Raw genomic sequence first — 16,192 nt, forward strand, 5'->3', positions numbered from 1 at the left:
GTGAGAGTAGGTCATCGTCAAGATTAAATTCCGAAACCCCAATTGCGAAAGCAGTTGGGGTTTTGTTTTGTCCGCAGGAAAGTTCTTACAGCATTCTCAGCCGCCTTGCGGCTGTCCTCGCCTGCCGACAATGCTAAGGTTCAGCCTTGGCTTTTGTACTTTTCCAAGGAATCCTTCATGCCGGACACCCAGTCCCTCAACGCTGCATTCATGGTCGTTCAGAGCAACAGCCTGGATGAACTGCGCAGCCTTGTGATCAGCATAATGCGGCGCTACCCGCTTGCTCCCTTGGAAAATGAAATTGCGCTGGTGCAGAGCAACGGCATTGCCCAATGGCTCAAACTGGCACTGGTTGAAGACCCTGAAGCGGACGGTTCAGGCGGCTGTGGTATCGCCGCTGCTATTGATGTGCAGCTGCCGGGCAGTTTCATGTGGCAGCTTTACCGGATGGTGCTGGGGCGTGAGGAAATTCCGGCAAAGTCGCTGCTCGACAAGGCGCCGTTGACCTGGCGTCTGATGCGCCTGCTACCACAGGTCATCAACCGTCCGCATTTTGAACCGCTACAACGCTTTCTTACCCATGACACCGATCTGCGCAAGCGCTACCAGTTGTCTGAGCGCCTGGCTGACCTCTTTGACCAATACCAGGTTTACCGAGCTGATTGGCTTGAGGATTGGGCAGAGGGGCATCATCAACTCCGCAATGTAAGAGGTGAAGCGAAGCCGCTCTCACCGACCAGTTGCTGGCAGGCAGAGTTGTGGCGTGCCCTGCTGGACGATGTAGGCGCGCAAGGCATGGCCCAGAGTCGGGCAGGCGTACACCAGCGATTCATGGAGCGAATCAACAGTCTTGAAAGCGCACCGACCGGACTTCCCCAGCGAGTGATTGTTTTCGGAATTTCCTCGTTGCCTGCGCAGGTACTGGAAGCGTTGGCCGGGCTTTCCCGTTTCAGCCAGGTTCTGTTGTGTGTCCATAACCCCTGCCGTTATCACTGGGCCGATATCGTTGCCGACAAGGATCTCTTGCGTCATCAATACAAGCGGCAAGCCCGAAAAAACGGCATGCCCGTGGTGCTGGATTCGGAATCACTCCACCAGCACGCTCACCCGCTCCTCGCTGCGTGGGGCAAGCAAGGTCGTGATTACATCAACCTTCTCGACAGCTACGATGAGCCGGATAGCTATCGCGCAGCATTTCGCAATGGACGGATCGATCTGTTCAGCGAAAACCAGCCAAATAACATGCTCAATCAGCTACAGGATGACATTCTGGAACTGCGGCCGCTCAGCGAGACTCGAGCGCTGTGGACTGCAGTTGATCTGACTCAAGACGATTCGATCCGCTTTCACATTGCCCATAGCGCCCAGCGCGAAGTGGAGATTCTCCACGACCAGCTACTGGCCCGTTTCAGTGCCAACCCTCAATTACGCCCTCGCGACGTGATCGTGATGGTGCCTGACATCGATAGTTATGCGCCGCATATCCGCGCCGTATTTGGGCAACTGGATCGTCAGGACCCACGCTTCATTCCTTTCACCATGGCCGATCAGGGGCAGCGCGGACGGGATCCATTACTCATCGCTGTCGAGCATCTGCTCAAGCTGCCGGACAGTCGTTTCCCCGTCAGTGAAGTTCTCGACTTGCTCGATGTTCCTGCGTTACGCGCCAGGTTTGGTGTGCAGGAGCGAGACTTGCCGACCCTGCATCGCTGGATCGAAGGTGCCGGTGTGCGTTGGGGCATCGATGCGGGGCAACGGGCCGAGCTGGGATTACCCGATGAGCTGGAGCAAAACAGTTGGCGCTTCGGCCTGCGTCGGATGCTGCTCGGTTATGCGGTCGGCAGTTCCGGTGCCTGTGGGGATATCGAGCCCTACGATGAAATCGGCGGTCTCGATGCCGCGTTGATCGGCCCGTTGGTCGCGTTGCTGGATGCACTGGAGCTCTCGCATCAGCAACTGATGAAACCCGCGCAACCCCAGGAATGGGGGCATAGGCTTCAGGCGTTGATGCAACTGTTTTTCAAGCCCGAAGACGAGCATGACGACTACCTGCTGGCTCAACTCGAGGAGTTACGCGAAACCTGGCTGGAAACCTGCGAGGCCGTCGGTCTGCTGGACGAGCTGCCACTGACTGTCGTCCGCGAGGCCTGGTTGGCAGGGCTGGATCAGGGGCGTCTGTCGCAGCGCTTCCTGGCGGGAGCCGTGAACTTTTGCACACTGATGCCGATGCGCGCGATCCCGTTCAAGCTGGTTTGCCTGTTGGGCATGAATGATGGCGATTATCCACGCGCTCAACCGCCGCTGGACTTCGATCTCATGGGCAGCGACTACCGGCCGGGAGATCGCTCCCGTCGTGAAGATGATCGCTATCTTCTGCTCGAAGCGCTCTTGTCCGCCCGCCATCAGCTCTATATCAGTTGGGTCGGCCGCAGCATTCGCGACAACAGTGAGCGGCCAGCCTCCGTGTTGATCGGCCAGTTGCGCGATCATCTCGCCAATGGATGGCGATCGACCGACGACAACGAGGATCTCCTGATTACCATGACTCAGGAGCATCCGTTGCAGCCATTCAGTTCGCGCTACTTCCATGAGGAAGACAAGCTGTTCAGCTATGCCAGCGAGTGGCAGGTGCTGCATCAACATCACGAGCATAATGACGTCGCAACAATGCTAGCCCCTCATGTCCAGGAGGAACCGTTGAGTCTGGAGCTGCTGCAGGACTTCCTGCGTAATCCGGTTCGACACTTTTTCACTCAGCGACTCAAGGTTTACTTCGAAGCGGCGCAGGTACCTCAGGCTGACGAGGAGCCTTTTGTGCTGGATGCATTGCAGCGATACATGCTCAGCGACAGCTTGCTCGGGGCAGCCATGAGGCACCCGGACAATGTTGATCAGGCGCTCGAGTCTCAAGCCCGACGCCTGCAGAACAGCGGACTGTTGCCCATGGCCGGGTTCGGTGAATGCCTTCAGCGAGAGCTGATCGAGCCTTTGCCAGACTTGTTGCAACGATATCAACAGCTGTTGGCGTTATGGCCAACACCCCTGACCAACGCGCTACCGATCAATTTTGAATGGCAGGAACTGCGCCTCGAAGGATGGCTGGGTGGTTTGCACCGGCGCGCCGATGGCGGCGTACTGTCGGTCACGACGATCCCCAACAGCATTGGCTCGATCAAGAGCCGCAAATGGCATCGCCTGACCAAGCCCTGGGTCAGCCATCTTGTCGCGTGTGCCAGTGGGCTCTCCCTGACGACCGCACTGGTGGCCAGTGATGACACGCTCCTTCTTGAGCCTCTGGAACAGACTCGAGCGGGGCGAATTCTCGAGGATCTGCTGCTCGCCTGGCAGACGGGCATGCGCCAGCCACTTCCGGTCGCGGTGAAAACGGCTTTTGCATGGCTGGCCCAGACTGATCCGGTCAAGGCTGAAGCGGCTGCCCGCAAAGCCTATGAGGGCGATGGTCAGACCAACGAAGGCGAGCGTCGCGAAAGCCCGGCTCTGTCCCGACAATTCGCCGACTTCGATGCACTGCAGGCGGATGAAACCTTCTCCGGTTGGTGTGATGCACTGTATCGCCCTCTGCTTGAGGCACCGTGGCGCTCATGGACTCATGAGGAGGCAGGCGAATGAGCAACCAACAGCCGCTTGCGCTGGCATTCCCGTTAAAGGGCAGCCAACTGATTGAAGCCAGTGCGGGCACGGGCAAGACGTTTACCATTTCGGCTTTGTATCTGCGGTTGATCCTCGGTCACGGAGGCGAGGCGAGTGGTTTCGGTCGTGAGCTGTTGCCCCCGCAGATACTCGTGGTGACCTTCACCGACGCGGCCACCAAAGAGTTGCGCGAACGCATCCGTACGCGCCTGGCCGAAGCCGCCCGTTTCTTCCGTGACGAGACGCCGCCCCCCGATGCGTTGATCGATGAACTGCGTGCAGAGTTCGATCCGCAACAATGGCTCGGTTGCGCGAACCGCCTGGATATCGCCGCGCAATGGATGGACGAAGCCGCGGTTTCGACGATCCACAGTTGGTGTCAGCGGATGCTGCGTGAGCATGCATTCGACAGTGGCAGTCTGTTTACCCAGACTCTGGAAACCGATCACAGTGAACTGCTTGGCGAAGTGCTGCGCGATTATTGGCGGCTGTTCTGCTACCCGATGCAGGGCGATGCACTGAGTTGGGTTCGCAGTCACTGGGGAGGGCCGGCGGCCCTGTTGCCGCGTGTGAGAGGGTTGTTTGGCACCGAGCGCGAAGGGGATTCAGACAAGACGCCATCCGAACTGATCGAAGAATGCCTGCAGGAACGCCGTGCGGCATTGGTGGAGTTGAAGGGACCTTGGCGGCAGTGGGCCGATGAGTTACTCGCCATCTGCCATCAGGGCGTTGCCAACAAAACCGTGGACGGGCGCAAGATGCAGGCCCGTTATTTCGAACCCTGGTTCGAAAAGCTCAAGGCCTGGGCCGAGGACGAGACGCTCGAGCAACTGGATATCGGCACCGGGTTTGCCCGGCTCACGCCGGACGGCATGGCTGAAGCCTGGAAAGGCGAGCCGCCGAGTCACCCGGGCCTGGATGCCATGCCTGTGCTCAAGTCGAGCCTCGAAAATTTGCCGACGCCCGATGCGGCCGTGCTGCAGCATGCTGCCAAATGGGTCGGTGCCCGCTTTGAAGACGAAAAGCGCCGTCGGGCCGAAATGGGTTTCGACGACATGCTGTTGCGTCTGGACGCTGCCCTGCAATCCGATGGTGGGGAACGTCTCGCCACGCTCATCCGCGAGCAGTTCCCGGTCGCTCTGATCGATGAATTCCAGGACACGGACCCGGTGCAGTACCGGATCTTCGAAAGCATCTATCGCATTGAAGAGGATAACCCCGAGACCGGGTTATTCCTGATTGGCGACCCCAAGCAGGCGATCTATGCCTTCCGTGGCGCGGACATCTACACCTATCTGCGAGCCCGGCAGGCCACAACCGGGCGCTTGCATACCCTGGGCACGAACTTCCGTTCCAGTCACGGGATGGTCAGTGCGGTCAACCATGTGTTCGAGCGTGCCGAGTCCCGTGAGCAAGGGCGCGGTGCGTTTCTGTTCCGAGAGAAAAACGGCGAAAACCCGGTGCCGTTCCAGCCAGTGAAAGCTCAGGGGCGTAAAGAACATTTGCAGGTATCCGGGCTGGACGTACCAGCGCTGAACATCTGGCATTTATCCACCGACAAACCACTGTCCGGGGCGGTTTATCGCCAGCAGTTGGCGGCGGCCTGCGCCAGTGAGATCGCGACGCTGCTCAATGGCGGGCAAACCGGTCGTGCCGGGTTTGCGCAGGAGGGCAAGGATTGGCGTGGGCTGCGGCCAGCGGACATTGCGATCCTGGTGCGCGATGGTAAAGAGGCGCAGGCGGTACGCGGTGAGCTCGCAGCGCGCGGAGTCCGCAGCGTTTACCTGTCGGACAAGGACTCGGTCTTTGCCGCTCAGGAAGCCCATGACCTGCTGTCTTGGCTCAAGGCATGCGCCGAGCCGGATGTCGAACGCTCCCTGAAAGCGGCGCTGGCGTGCATCACGCTGAACCTGCCGCTGGCTGAGCTGGAGCGTCTGAATCAGGACGAGCTGGTCTGGGAAACCCGGGTCATGCAGTTCCGTGGTTATCGTGAGCTCTGGCGCAAGCAAGGGGTGCTGCCGATGTTGCGGCGCCTGCTACACGACTTTCAACTACCGCAGATGCTCATCGCCCGAAGTGATGGCGAGCGGGTGCTGACCAACCTGTTGCACCTGTCGGAGTTGTTGCAACAGGCCGCGTCGGAACTCGATGGCGAGCAGGCACTGATCCGTCATCTGGCCGAGCATCTGGCGCTGTCCGGACAGGCAGGTGAAGAGCAGATCCTGCGTCTTGAAAGCGACGAACAACTGGTCAAGGTCGTGACCATTCACAAGTCCAAGGGGCTTGAGTACCCGTTGGTGTTTCTGCCTTTCATCTGCTCGGCCAAACCCGTGGATGGCAGTCGATTACCGCTGCATTACCACGATGAATCCGGCAAGGCCCGCATCAGTCTGAAGCCCGATGCCGAACTGATCGCCTTGGCGGACAACGAGCGCCTGGCGGAGGATCTGCGTTTGCTCTATGTCGCGCTGACCCGCGCACAACACGCGTGCTGGCTCGGGGTCACGGATCTCAAGCGCGGCAATCACAGCAGCTCGGTATTGCATCTTTCTGCACTGGGCTATCTGTTGGGCGGCGGCACAACGTTGAATGAGTCCAGCGGATTGGCTCGCTGGCTGGACGATCTGCAACAGGATTGTTCGTCGTTGAGCGTTGTTGAAATGCCGGAGGCGACCAGCGAGGAGTACCAGCCTCCGCGTAACGAGGCCACACTACGTGCCACCCTTTCACCGAGCCGCAGGGCCAGTGAGAACTGGTGGATCGCGTCGTACAGCGCCTTGCGTATCAGCGACGTGCTGAGCGTCGGCAATGACGAGGCTCCCGACAGTCCGCAAGCGCAAAAGCAGTTCGACGACGAACGCCTCGATCCTGAAGCTCCGCGCGAGATCATTGCCGGCGGGGCCGATATTCACCGCTTCCCTCGCGGACCGAATCCAGGAACGTTTCTTCACGGTTTGCTGGAGTGGGCTGGTGAGCAGGGCTTCGCGGTCACCCGCGAGTCGCTGGAAGATGCGATTGCCCGGCGTTGCAACCGACGGGGCTGGGAGGGCTGGATCACCACCCTAGGCGACTGGTTGCAGCACTTGCTCAAACTGCCAATGCCTGCGGGCCTTGATCAACCGCCAGTGGTGCTTGAGCAATTGAAGCAATATCGGGTCGAGATGGAATTCTGGTTCGCCAGCCACAAAGTCGATGTGCTCAAGCTTGACGAACAGGTGCGCCAATTCACCCACAACGGTGTTGCCCGGGTCGGCGCCGAAGCGGTGCAGCTCAATGGCATGTTCAAAGGCTTTATCGACCTGACGTTCGAGCACGAGGGTCGTTACTACGTGGCCGATTACAAATCCAACTGGCTGGGTGTCGATGACACTGCGTACACCGAACGGGCCATGGAGCAGTCGATCCTCGACAACCGTTACGACCTGCAATACGTGCTGTACCTGTTGGCACTGCATCGTCAGCTCAAGGCGCGGCTCGCCGATTACGACTACGACCGGCATATCGGCGGTGCGTTGTATCTGTTTCTGCGCGGGACACGGGCCCCGAGTGGTGGCGTTTACTTCGCGCGGCCACCGCGGGAGTTGATTGAGCGTCTGGACCTCATGTTCCAGGGCAAGCCGCAACCCAAGGCCGAGCCCGCGTGGGAACAGGGAGTACTGCTATGAACCGGACATTCGCCGACCTGCTGCCAACGCCGTTGACCGCCGACAGCCTCGCGCAACTGACGCCTCTGTCCTGTGCCGATGATCTGTTGCTGTTGCTTACCCAATGGGTCGAACGTGGCTGGTTGCGGGCACTGGACAAGGCATTCGTGGCCTTTCTTCATGAGTTGGCACCCGATGTCGATCCGCTGGTGTTGCTCGCCGCCGCATTGACCAGTCATCAGCTCGGCCATGGTCATGTGTGCCTGGATCTGTTCGAAACCCTCAAGGCCCCCGACTTCGCCCTGTCCCTGCCGCCGGAGGGTGATGCACAACCCGGCGTGTTGCTGCTGCCATCGCAGCTCCTCGAAACCCTCGACGCAGCGCACTGGTGCAAGGTGCTGGCCGGCAGTTCGCTGGTGGCGCTGGCGGCTGACGAAGGTGTGTCGGCTCAAGAGCGTCCGCTGGTTTTGTCGGGCAAACGCTTGTACTTGCGGCGCTATTGGGTCTATGAGCGACGTATCGACAGTGCATTGCGTCAGCGACTCGCCGGGCAGGAAGCGACACCACCTGATCTTGCTCGGCGGCTGGAGGCACTTTTCGATCCGGCCCAGCGTGCGGATGTCATCGACTGGCAGAAACTCGCCTGCGCCCTGGCGACCCGAAGTGCCTTCAGCATCATTACGGGCGGGCCGGGCACCGGCAAGACGACGACGGTAGTCCGTTTGCTGGCGTTGCTCCAGGCACCTGCGGTCGAGGCGCAGCAACCATTGCGTATTCGGCTCGCGGCGCCGACCGGTAAAGCAGCGGCGCGGTTGACCGAGTCCATCAGTCAGCAGGTGCAGTCGCTGAAGGTCGCTGGCAGCGTCCGGGAAAAAATTCCGACCGAGGTGACCACGGTGCATCGCTTGCTCGGCAGCCGCCCCGGCACTCGACACTTTCGCCACCATGCCGGTAACCGCCTGCCTCTGGACGTACTGGTGGTCGATGAAGCCTCCATGATCGACCTGGAAATGATGGCCAACCTGCTTGATGCGTTGCCGCCTCATGCCCGGTTGGTGTTGTTGGGGGACAAGGATCAGTTGGCCTCTGTGGAGGCCGGTGCGGTGCTGGGGGATTTGTGCCGAGATGCCGAAGCGGGTTGGTACAGTCCGCAGACCCGCGAGTGGCTCGAAGCGGGGAGCGGCGAATCCCTGCAGGACAGTGGCCTGCAGGAAGACAATGACAGTTTGCATCCATTGGCCCAGCAAGTGGTGATGTTGCGTTATTCGCGGCGTTTCGGCGAGGGCAGCGGCATCGGTCAATTGGCGCGTCGGGTGAATCAGCAACTCCCGGTCGAGGCTCGCCAGTTGCTGGAAGCCAAAACTCATGGCGATGTGTTTTCGTTGCCGCTTCAGAACGAGCACGACCGGAAACTTGAGAACCTGGTGCTCGATGGACACGGCGAAGGCCCTCACGGTTATCGACACTATCTGAGCGTCTTGCGCGATCGCCGTCCGGCGAGCGGAACGCCGCTCGAGCACCCGGGTTGGGTCGATTGGGCGCGTGACGTCCTGCGGGCCTTCGATACCTTCCAGTTGTTGTGCGCAGTGCGCAAAGGGCCGTGGGGTGTTGAGGGGCTGAACCAGCGCATCACCGACGCGCTGCTCAAGGCGCGGCTGATCGAGAGCGACCAGCAATGGTACGAAGGCCGGCCGGTGCTGATGACCCGAAATGACTACGGTCTGGGGCTGATGAACGGTGATATTGGTATCGCCCTGAAATTGCCCGAGCGCGATGGACCGGACGCCGGTAAATCGGTGTTGCGAGTAGCGTTCCCGCGTAACGACGGGCGCGGCGGGGTGCGCTTCGTGCTGCCGAGCCGGCTCAACGATGTCGAGACTGTGTATGCCATGACGGTGCACAAGTCGCAGGGGTCGGAATTCGCCCACACCGCGCTGATCCTGCCGGACGCCCTGAATCCCGTGTTGACCAAGGAACTGATCTACACCGGAATTACCCGGGCCAAGGACTGGTTCACCTTGATCGAGCCTCGGAGCGGCGTGTTTGAAGAAGCGGTGCAGCGCAAGGTGAAGCGCCTGAGTGGACTGATGCTGGAACTGGAAGAAGGGGCGCCACATAAAGGATGAAGGTGCCTTCGATTGCCGCCGGTAATTGACCGACCGGTCAGAGGTCGCTGTATCGCTGGCGTTCCAACGCTGTGCTATCGTTGCGGCATCATTTCGTAACGATCCAAGAGAATCCCCGCATGAAGCTGGCTGTCTGGGCGACAGAGCGCGTAGTTGGCGGCAAACAGGTGTTGCTTGCCTGTGTGCTCTGTTTGTTCGCAAGTGTGGCCGCTGCGCAGACTCCAGCCTCGGCGGGCCTGGCCGAACAAAGGGCCAAATCCGTTACGCAGGTTGTTCTCGGTATCCTCAGTTATGCGCGTTGGCCGGTCGAGCCGGCACAGTTGCGCTTGTGCATCATCGGCCCTACCGAATATACCGACGATCTGGTCAAGGGTACGACTCAGGCAACGGGCCGGCCGGTCACCGTGCGTCGACTGTTGGCCGATAATCCAGCCATCGTCAGTGAATGCGATGCGGTCTACATCGGCAAACTCACCACGGATGAGCGCAGCCGACTCTTTACATCTCTGATCGGCCATCCAGTGCTAAGCATCAGCGAAAGTGACGATCAGTGCACAGTCGGCAGCCTCTTCTGCCTGCGGGTCGGTGATGAGCAAGTGTCGTTCGAGGTCAATCTCGACTCCGTCGCCCGCAGCGGTGTGCGCATTCATCCCAGCGTACTGCAGTTGTCGCGCCGAAAAACGGCGGTGCCATGAGACGCGAAAAAATTACAGGGCGTCCGACCCTGGGTTCAGTCATCGGTCGCGGGCATTTGATCGTTGCGCTGGTCGGCGTGGCGATGGCCAGCGTTTCCCTGACCTTGCTAGGGGTGCTGGCGCTGCGAGTCTATGCCGATCACAACCTGCATTTGATTGCCCGCTCGATCAGTTACACCGTGGAAGCCGCCGTGGTGTTCAACGACAAGGCTGCCGCGACCGAGGCATTGGCGCTGATCGCCTCGACCGAAGAGGTGGCGGACGCCCAGGTGCTCGACACGCAAGGCCAATTGCTCGCACGCTGGCAGCGTCCGGAGAACGGTTTGTTTTCCGAACTTGAATTACAGGTGGCGCGGGTCATTCTGGAGAAACCGATCAGTTTGCCGATCTTTCATCAGAATCGAGAAATCGGCCGTATTCTGCTGATCGGCCACGGCGGCAGCCTGATGCGTTTTCTGCTGAGCGGTCTGGCGGGCATCATTCTCTGTACTGCCATCAGTGCCTGGGTGGCGCTCTACCTGGCGCGCAGGCAATTGCGCGGAATTATCGGCCCGTTGCACAGCCTTGCCTCAGTAGCCCACGCCGCCCGTAGTGAGCGGGCACTGGACCGGCGCGTGCCGGCAGCAAAGATTGCCGAGCTCGACAATCTCGGCAATGACTTCAATGCTCTGCTCGATGAACTCGAAGACTGGCAAACCCACCTGCAAAGCGAGAACGAAACCCTCGCCCACCAGGCCAGTCACGACAGTCTCACCGGATTACCGAACCGGGCCTTTTTCGAAGGCCGCCTGATCCGTGCACTACGCAGCGCCCACAAACTGAACGAGCGCGTGGCAGTGCTGTTTCTCGACAGTGACCGTTTCAAGGACATCAACGACAGCTTCGGTCATGCCGCCGGCGACGCAGTGCTGGTGGCGGTGGCCAATCGGGTGCGGGCGCAGTTGCGTGAAGAAGATCTGGTGGCGCGTCTGGGCGGTGATGAGTTCGCCGTTCTGCTGACGCCCCTGCACAAGACCGAAGACGCCGAGCGCATTGCCGACAAGATCCTCGCCAGCATGGACACTCCGATTGCGCTGCCGGGCGATAGCAGTGTCGTGACTTCGCTCAGTATCGGCATTGCGGTTTACCCCGATCATGGCGCCACGCCCGGCACCTTGCTCGATGCGGCGGATGCCGCGATGTATCAAGCCAAGCGGTTGTCGCGCGGCGCCCAATTCACGGCCGGGTCGGAGCACCCGGTCGATCCCGTTCAAACCAGGAGCTGATGCCCGTGTTCTCACTTTCCATTCGACTGTTTTCCACCCTGTTGCTGACGGCCATGCTGGCCTTGTCCGGTTGCCAGACCGCCCCACAAAAAGGCCTGACGCCGGCTCAGGTCGCTGTCCTCAAGCAGCAAGGCTTCGAGTTGACCGATGACGGCTGGGAGTTCGGCCTGTCGGGCAAGGTGTTGTTTGGCAGCGATGTCGAAAGCCTGAACAAGCAAAGTACCGAAATCGTCGAGCGTATCGGCAAAGCGTTGCTGGGTGTCGGCATCGAGCGGGTGCGGGTCGATGGCCACACCGATGCTTCGGGCAAGGAAACCTACAACCAGCAGCTGTCACTGCGCCGCGCAAAAAGCGTCGGCAAAGTGCTGACCTCGGTCGGCATGAAAGAAGAAAACATCCAGCTGCAAGGCCTCGGCAGCCGCGAACCGGTCGCCTCCAACGACACCGCCGCCGGCCGCACCGAAAACCGCAGGGTGTCGATTGTGGTCAGCGCCGATTAATCGGCGAACTGCATTTCGCGGGTCTCACCCATCAACAGACCCTGATTGCGCTCCGTCACCTCGCGGATGTAATCCCACAACAGGGTGATCCGCTTGAGCTTGCGCAGGTCCTCCCGGCAGTACATCCAGAACTGCCGGGTGATGTCGATTTCCTCCGGCAACACCGGCAACAGGCGCGGATCCTGTGCCGCGAGGAAGCACGGCAGAATCGCCAATGAGCGTCCCTGCTGAGCCGCCACAAACTGTGCAATCACGCTGGTGCTGCGCAAATTGGCGCTGGCGCCGGGCAACACGTTCGCCAGATACAGCAGTTCCGAGCTGAACGCCAGGTCATCCACATAACTGATGAATTGATGCTTGCCCAGGTCGGCGGGGCGGCGGATCGGCGGGTGCTTGTCCAGATATTCCTGGGTCGCGTAGAGCTGCAAGCGGTAGTCGCAGAGTTTGCAGCACACGTACGGCCCGTGTTCCGGGCGTTCGAGGGCGATGACGATGTCGGCCTCGCGTTTGGACAGGCTGATGAAGTGCGGCAACGGCAGGATATCAACCGAGATCGCCGGGTAGGCGTCGACGAAATGGCTCAATTGCGGGGTGATGAAGAAGCTGCCGAAACCTTCGGTGCAGCCCATCCGCACATGCCCGGACAGGGCGACACCGGAGCCTGACACCTGCTCACAGGCCATGTGCAGCGTGCTTTCGATCGACTCGGCATAACTCAGCAGGCGCTGGCCTTCGGCAGTCAGTACGAAACCGCTGGTACGCGACTTTTCGAACAGCAAAGTGCCGAGCGCCGCTTCCAGCGAACTGATCCGCCGCGACACGGTGGTGTAGTCCACCGCCAGGCGTTTGGCCGCCGTGCTGGCCTTGCGGGTACGGGCGACTTCGAGGAAAAACTTGAGGTCGTCCCAGTTCAGCGAGCCTAGAGAGGTGATGTTTTTTTGCATGATGGACGGGCTTATATGTGCGTTCTTATTAGAAGTTTGCACATCTATACTCCAAAAACAGTCCGACAACCAATTCGTGACACACGCCTCATCTCAAGGCGAACCTATCGCCTTGGCTCCTAAGATAAAAACAAGTTCTGGAGACCAGCATGAACGCATCGCTTACGCCCAACGAAACCACGATCCAGAAGGTCAAGCTGCTGATCGACGGCGAGTGGGTCGAGTCGCAGACCACCGAATGGCACGACATCGTCAACCCGGCGACCCAGCAGGTTCTGGCCAAGGTTCCATTCGCCACCGCCGCTGAAGTCGACGCCGCCGTCAGCGCCGCACAGCGCGCCTTCCAGACCTGGAAACTGACCCCGATCGGCGCGCGCATGCGCATCATGCTCAAACTGCAAGCGCTGATCCGCGAGCATTCCAAACGCATCGCCGTGGTGCTGAGCGCCGAGCAGGGCAAGACCATTGCCGATGCCGAGGGCGATATTTTCCGTGGCCTGGAAGTGGTCGAACACGCCTGCTCCATCGGCAGCCTGCAAATGGGCGAGTTCGCCGAGAACGTGGCCGGCGGCGTCGACACCTACACCCTGCGCCAGCCGATCGGCGTCTGCGCCGGCATCACGCCGTTCAACTTCCCGGCAATGATTCCGCTGTGGATGTTCCCGATGGCCATTGCCTGCGGCAACACCTTCGTCCTCAAACCATCCGAACAGGATCCGCTGTCGACCCTGTTGCTGGTGGAACTGGCGATTGAAGCGGGCATTCCGGCCGGTGTGCTCAACGTCGTCCATGGTGGAAAAGACGTGGTCGATGGCCTGTGCACCCACAAGGACATCAAGGCCGTTTCGTTCGTCGGTTCGACCGCCGTTGGCACCCACGTTTATGACCTGGCCGGTAAACACGGCAAACGCGTGCAATCGATGATGGGCGCGAAGAACCACGCGGTGGTGCTGCCGGACGCGAATCGCGAGCAAGCGCTCAATGCGCTGGTCGGCGCCGGTTTCGGTGCGGCCGGTCAGCGTTGCATGGCCACCTCGGTGGTGGTGCTGGTGGGCGCGGCCAAGCAGTGGCTGCCGGATCTGAAAGCACTGGCGCAGAAACTCAAGGTCAACGCCGGCAACGAGCCGGGCACCGATGTCGGTCCGGTCATTTCGAAAAAGGCCAAGGCGCGGATTCTCGATCTGATCGAAAGCGGTATCAAGGAAGGCGCGAAACTCGAGCTGGACGGTCGCGACATCAGCGTGCCGGGCTACGAGAAAGGCAACTTCGTCGGCCCGACCCTGTTCTCCGGGGTGACCCCCTCCATGCAGATCTACACCCAGGAAATCTTCGGTCCGGTGTTGGTGGTGCTGGAAGTCGACACCCTCGATCAGGCCATCGCGCTGGTCAACGCCAACCCGTTCGGCAACGGCACCGGCCTGTTCACCCAGAGCGGTGCGGCGGCGCGTAAATTCCAGACTGAAATCGACGTCGGCCAGGTCGGCATCAACATTCCGATTCCGGTCCCGGTCCCGTTCTTCAGCTTCACCGGTTCGCGCGGTTCGAAACTCGGCGACCTCGGCCCGTACGGCAAGCAAGTGGTGCAGTTCTACACCCAGACCAAAACGGTCACGGCGCGCTGGTTCGACGACGACAGCGTCAACGACGGCGTGAACACCACCATCAACCTGCGCTGAGGAATGGCCATGAAAATCGCATTTATCGGTCTGGGCAACATGGGCGCGCCGATGGCGCGCAACCTGATCAAGGCCGGGCATTCGCTGAATCTGGTGGACCTGAACAAAACCGTGCTGGCGGAACTCGAGCAACTGGGCGGCACCATCCGCGCTTCTGCTCGCGAAGCTGCTGAAGATGCAGAACTGGTGATCACCATGCTGCCGGCCGCGGTGCATGTACGCAGCGTCTGGCTCGGTGACGACGGTGTTCTCGCCGGGATCGGCAAAGGCGTGCCGGCGGTGGATTGCAGCACCATCGACCCGCAGGCTGCGCGCGATGTGGCGGCGGCGGCCGCCAAACAAGGCGTGGCCATGGCCGATGCCCCAGTGTCCGGCGGAACCGGTGGTGCCACCGCAGGTACGCTGACCTTCATGGTCGGCGCCACCCCGGAACTGTTCGCCACCCTGCAACCGGTGCTGGCGCAGATGGGCCGCAACATCGTGCATTGCGGTGAGGTCGGCACCGGGCAGATCGCCAAGATCTGCAACAACCTGTTGCTCGCCATTTCGATGGTCGGCGTCAGCGAGGCGATGGCGCTGGGCGATGCGCTGGGCATCGACACCACGGTGCTCGCCGGAATCATCAACAGCTCGACCGGGCGTTGCTGGAGTTCGGAAATATACAACCCGTGGCCGGGCATCGTCGAAACGGCCCCGGCCTCGCGTGGTTACACCGGTGGCTTCGGCGCCGAGCTGATGCTCAAGGATCTGGGGCTGGCTACCGAAGCGGCGCGTCAGGCCCATCAGCCGGTGGTGCTGGGCGCGGTGGCGCAGCAGTTGTATCAGGCGATGAGTCAGCGCGGGGAAGGGGGCAAGGACTTCTCGGCGATCATCAACAGCTATCGCAAGCCGCAGTAATCGTCGTCAGGCCTGTGCTCGTCACAGGTCTGCAATTCAGATGCAGTAGGTGTTGCCGGGAAATCACGTCGGGTGGTTTCCCGGCTTTTTTGTATCAGGCGAACACGAAATATTTGCGCACGGTCTCGACCACTTCCCAGGTGCCCTTCATGCCTGGCTCGACCACGAAGATGTCGCCGGCGCGCAGGTGGATCGGCTCCATGCCGTCCGGAGTAATGACGCAGTAGCCTTCCTGGAAATGGCAGTACTCCCACTTCACATAGTCCACCCGCCACTTGCCTGGCGTGCAGATCCAGGTGCCCATGATCTTGCTGCCGTCTTCGCTGGTGTAAGCGTTGAGGTTGACGGTGTGCGGGTCGCCCTCGAGCTTTTCCCATTTGCAGGCATCGAGTACGGGCAGGGGATGGGTGTCGCGCAAAACGGTGATAGGTGCGGGCATGACGGCTCCAGGCCAGAGGAAGTTAGAGCCGTCACCGTAGCCTTCGCGGGTGCTGTCGGAATGTCTGGGGTCGACCTCGAGATGTCTGTAAGCGCTGGCGCAGACTTGCGTAAAACCTGGATTTGCACCATTGCTGTGCATATATGACGATTCTAATACAAGCATGCACCATAAAAGTTCAATCAATTTTTAGACTAAAACGAGATAACCATTCTGACACCTATTGCAAAACAAAATCGTCTGTACTATAACATTCGTACTAAAGGACTATTCCTCGGAAGGGAGCTCCAACTGAGTCACGGACAGACTTGAATCGGCTTTTTCTCATCTCGATAACTGACTTGGACTTCGGCTC

Annotated in this window: 10 protein-coding genes; 8 read left to right on the plus strand and 2 right to left on the minus strand. The window is 60.3% G+C overall.

All coding sequences use genetic code 11. The annotated features are described in order from the left end of the window. Positions 1–177 precede the first annotated feature (177 nt). The 6 genes from recC (at position 178) to N8H71_RS14960 (ending at position 11,881) form a co-directional block, all read left to right on the plus strand. Positions 178–3,630, plus strand: a complete 3,453-nt coding sequence (recC, locus tag N8H71_RS14935; RefSeq protein ID WP_262194686.1) for an exodeoxyribonuclease V subunit gamma — start codon at positions 178–180, stop codon at positions 3,628–3,630. After that, positions 3,627–7,316 (plus strand): exodeoxyribonuclease V subunit beta, encoded by a 3,690-nt coding sequence (gene recB, locus N8H71_RS14940; protein ID WP_262194577.1) that lies wholly within the window; start codon positions 3,627–3,629, stop codon positions 7,314–7,316. Before recC ends, recB begins: the two co-directional genes overlap by 4 nt. Beyond that, the gene (gene recD / locus N8H71_RS14945; protein ID WP_262194578.1) at positions 7,313–9,421 is read left to right on the plus strand and encodes an exodeoxyribonuclease V subunit alpha; all 2,109 of its coding nucleotides are present in this window, start codon (positions 7,313–7,315) and stop codon (positions 9,419–9,421) included. The genes recB and recD overlap by 4 nt, the downstream gene beginning before the upstream one ends. Before the next feature lie 119 nt (positions 9,422–9,540). After that, positions 9,541–10,116, plus strand: coding sequence for a YfiR family protein (locus N8H71_RS14950; RefSeq protein ID WP_262194579.1), 576 nt, complete (start codon positions 9,541–9,543; stop codon positions 10,114–10,116). After that, complete coding sequence (locus N8H71_RS14955; RefSeq protein WP_262194581.1) at positions 10,113–11,381, plus strand: diguanylate cyclase domain-containing protein; 1,269 nt, start codon at positions 10,113–10,115, stop codon at positions 11,379–11,381. Before N8H71_RS14950 ends, N8H71_RS14955 begins: the two co-directional genes overlap by 4 nt. Further along, positions 11,381–11,881, plus strand: coding sequence for an OmpA family protein (locus N8H71_RS14960; RefSeq protein WP_279309618.1), 501 nt, complete (start codon positions 11,381–11,383; stop codon positions 11,879–11,881). The genes N8H71_RS14955 and N8H71_RS14960 overlap by 1 nt, the downstream gene beginning before the upstream one ends. Here the strand turns inward: N8H71_RS14960 and N8H71_RS14965 are convergent. Continuing rightward, positions 11,878–12,825 carry a LysR family transcriptional regulator gene (locus tag N8H71_RS14965; protein ID WP_007953866.1) on the minus strand — a complete coding sequence of 316 codons (948 nt, stop codon included), beginning with the start codon at positions 12,823–12,825 and terminating at the stop codon, positions 11,878–11,880. The two genes, N8H71_RS14960 and N8H71_RS14965, sit on opposite strands and share 4 nt — an antisense overlap. Positions 12,826–12,974: 149 nt before the next feature. Between N8H71_RS14965 and N8H71_RS14970 the strand changes: the two genes are divergently transcribed. After that, positions 12,975–14,501 (plus strand): CoA-acylating methylmalonate-semialdehyde dehydrogenase, encoded by a 1,527-nt coding sequence (locus N8H71_RS14970; RefSeq protein ID WP_262194583.1) that lies wholly within the window; start codon positions 12,975–12,977, stop codon positions 14,499–14,501. 9 nt (positions 14,502–14,510) lie between these two features. Continuing rightward, on the plus strand, positions 14,511–15,398 hold the full coding sequence (mmsB, locus tag N8H71_RS14975) for a 3-hydroxyisobutyrate dehydrogenase (RefSeq protein WP_262194584.1): 888 nt from the start codon (positions 14,511–14,513) through the stop codon (positions 15,396–15,398). A 94-nt stretch (positions 15,399–15,492) separates the two neighbouring features. On the opposite strand, the gene N8H71_RS14980 is transcribed toward mmsB, so the two are convergent. After that, positions 15,493–15,837, minus strand: a complete 345-nt coding sequence (locus tag N8H71_RS14980) for a cupin domain-containing protein (RefSeq protein WP_007953863.1) — start codon at positions 15,835–15,837, stop codon at positions 15,493–15,495. Between the last annotated feature and the right edge of the window lie 355 nt (positions 15,838–16,192).

It is taken from the genome of Pseudomonas koreensis (genome assembly GCF_025447595.1).
GTDB lineage: Bacteria > Pseudomonadota > Gammaproteobacteria > Pseudomonadales > Pseudomonadaceae > Aquipseudomonas > Aquipseudomonas koreensis_H.

Bases quoted from the DNA above. Each gene is read 5' to 3' on its own strand.
- N8H71_RS14965 (WP_007953866.1), bottom strand. From the start codon at position 12,825: ATGCAAAAAAACATCACCTCTCTAGGCTCGCTGAACTGGGACGACCTC.
- N8H71_RS14960 (WP_279309618.1), top strand. From the start codon at position 11,381: ATGCCCGTGTTCTCACTTTCCATTCGACTGTTTTCCACCCTGTTGCTG.
- N8H71_RS14970 (WP_262194583.1), top strand. From the start codon at position 12,975: ATGAACGCATCGCTTACGCCCAACGAAACCACGATCCAGAAGGTCAAG.
- recC (WP_262194686.1), top strand. From the start codon at position 178: ATGCCGGACACCCAGTCCCTCAACGCTGCATTCATGGTCGTTCAGAGC.
- N8H71_RS14980 (WP_007953863.1), bottom strand. From the start codon at position 15,837: ATGCCCGCACCTATCACCGTTTTGCGCGACACCCATCCCCTGCCCGTA.
- recD (WP_262194578.1), top strand. From the start codon at position 7,313: ATGAACCGGACATTCGCCGACCTGCTGCCAACGCCGTTGACCGCCGAC.
- mmsB (WP_262194584.1), top strand. From the start codon at position 14,511: ATGAAAATCGCATTTATCGGTCTGGGCAACATGGGCGCGCCGATGGCG.
- recB (WP_262194577.1), top strand. From the start codon at position 3,627: ATGAGCAACCAACAGCCGCTTGCGCTGGCATTCCCGTTAAAGGGCAGC.
- N8H71_RS14955 (WP_262194581.1), top strand. From the start codon at position 10,113: ATGAGACGCGAAAAAATTACAGGGCGTCCGACCCTGGGTTCAGTCATC.
- N8H71_RS14950 (WP_262194579.1), top strand. From the start codon at position 9,541: ATGAAGCTGGCTGTCTGGGCGACAGAGCGCGTAGTTGGCGGCAAACAG.